Source organism: Rhizobium sp. BK098 (genome assembly GCF_014193155.1).
In the GTDB taxonomy this organism is placed as follows: Bacteria; Pseudomonadota; Alphaproteobacteria; order Rhizobiales; family Rhizobiaceae; genus Rhizobium.
Map to the genome: position 1 here is coordinate 1 of NZ_JACHYY010000049.1, position 1,695 is coordinate 1,695.

1 protein-coding gene and 1 pseudogene are annotated in these 1,695 nt (G+C 56.6%); both read left to right on the forward strand.

What is annotated here, in order from left to right; all coding sequences use genetic code 11:
* Positions 1 to 143 precede the first annotated feature (143 nt).
* Positions 144 to 1,235, forward strand: a complete 1,092-nt coding sequence (locus tag FHT73_RS29260; RefSeq protein ID WP_184353649.1) for a hypothetical protein — start codon at positions 144 to 146, stop codon at positions 1,233 to 1,235.
* Positions 1,236 to 1,375: 140 nt separating this feature from the next.
* Positions 1,376 to 1,633: pseudogene (locus FHT73_RS29265) on the forward strand (IS6 family transposase); the annotation flags it as partial.
* Positions 1,634 to 1,695 lie beyond the last annotated feature (62 nt).

The following is a 1,695-nucleotide window of genomic DNA, read 5'->3' on the forward strand; positions in this document are numbered from 1 at the left end:
CGATTGCGTTCGCATCCCCGCAGATAGCAGTCGTGGCGCTAACACTCTGTTAACCACAGAAATTGAGGAAGAACCCGGTTAAATGCAAAACGACACCTCTAGATATTTGAAGATGACCGTTTTCAGATAGTTTTTTCATGCTTATGTTGCAACAGGTCTCGCTGCGATCGGGCAAGTTGAGATGGGGCAAAGCTATAGGCAACATGCGCGTTGTCAGATTACCCGCTATGAAGGAAATAGTTATGCAGCCTCTTGCTAAACCCGATGACATCCCACTGATGTTCGAGGCGGCCGTTGCCAAATCCCGCAACGAACTGTTTCTGGCCTGCTCTAATCGGGACGAGCGCTTTGATGGCTTCGCTCGCCTTTGCCTGTTTCGGGCTGAGAAAGATCCGCCCTGGACCTATTTCGACCTGCCAGTCACGATTGCGGACGCTACGTCATTCGTGCCGCAGCCGGATCCCGACGCTGCTGTGACGACCAGTTATGTTTTTCTGGAAGAGGACGGCGATGTTTTCTATTTGCCGGCCGGACGCGAGCCGGAGACAGAGCGAATTGTCGGCTCCGGTCTCTGGAGCGATGATTCCGAAGGGTGGGGCTACGTCAAGGCCATTACGCAGATCGGCAATCGACTCCATGCCTGCGGTGGTGGTGGCCAAGTCTACCGACGGCTTGAGACGGGGGTATGGGAACACATCGATGAGGGGCTGCTGCAGGTTAAGGGTGACCAGCATGATCTCAGCCTCAGGACGATCGCCGGTCCCAACGAACAGGAGATCTATGTCGGCGGCTGGCGTGCGAACGTGGACGACGGCGTTCTTTACTATTGGGGCAGCCATGGATGGGAGGCGGTCGCACACAATATTCCTGCGATCAGCAGCATTCATATCGAGCACGAAGCCTCGGTATGGGCATGCGGCCGCCACGGCACCCTGCTGCATGGCAATCACATTGACGGATTCAGAAATGTCCTAGAGCCCGTGCGCTCCCGCAAGTATCTGAGCGTCACCATTTATGGCGATCAGCTCTTCCTGGCGACAAATCTCGGGCTTTACGTCTATGTCGACGGCTCCGTCAGCCCCGTCAAAACAGGATTGGTTCCGGAATTCGAGGACGGCCACATCTTGCAGGTCGTCGATGGAGTGCTCTGGGCCATTGGCTACGAAGACATCGTGCGTTTCGACGGCAAAGCTTGGGAGCGAATCCCGTTTCTCGGAAATCCCCCGATCGGATGAACGCTTAGAACCGTATCGAAATGGGATATGGACTGGGTTAGAGAGGCAGCATTGCGCGTCGGCCGCTTTGAGCCCACCGAATGGCTGCGTGGGCATCGTAACGTTAACCTGTCGGCGATTGGCCTGTGCGATTTTGTGGCATGACCCAAACTGCTCGTGATCTGCTGTATCGCCGCAACCGTTTCCCAGCTGAAGTGATTGCTCACGCCGTCTGGCTCTATCTTCGGTTCCCGCTCAGTTTGCGGATGGTCGAAGATTTGCTTGCGGCACGTGGGATCATCGTCTCGCACCAGACCGTGCGCCTTTGGGCCGATAAATTTGGTCGGCACTTTGCGAATGAAATCCGGCGGCGCTCCGCCGGTCGGCTTGCCGCCAAGTGGCACCTCGACGAGAGTGTGCCGCGAGGCACCCACAGCAGTGTGGGAGCCGAGCTGCACGGAAGATGAGGGTATGGTCCCTC

Bases quoted from the DNA above. Each gene is read 5' to 3' on its own strand.
- FHT73_RS29260 (WP_184353649.1), top strand. From the start codon at position 144: ATGTTGCAACAGGTCTCGCTGCGATCGGGCAAGTTGAGATGGGGCAAA.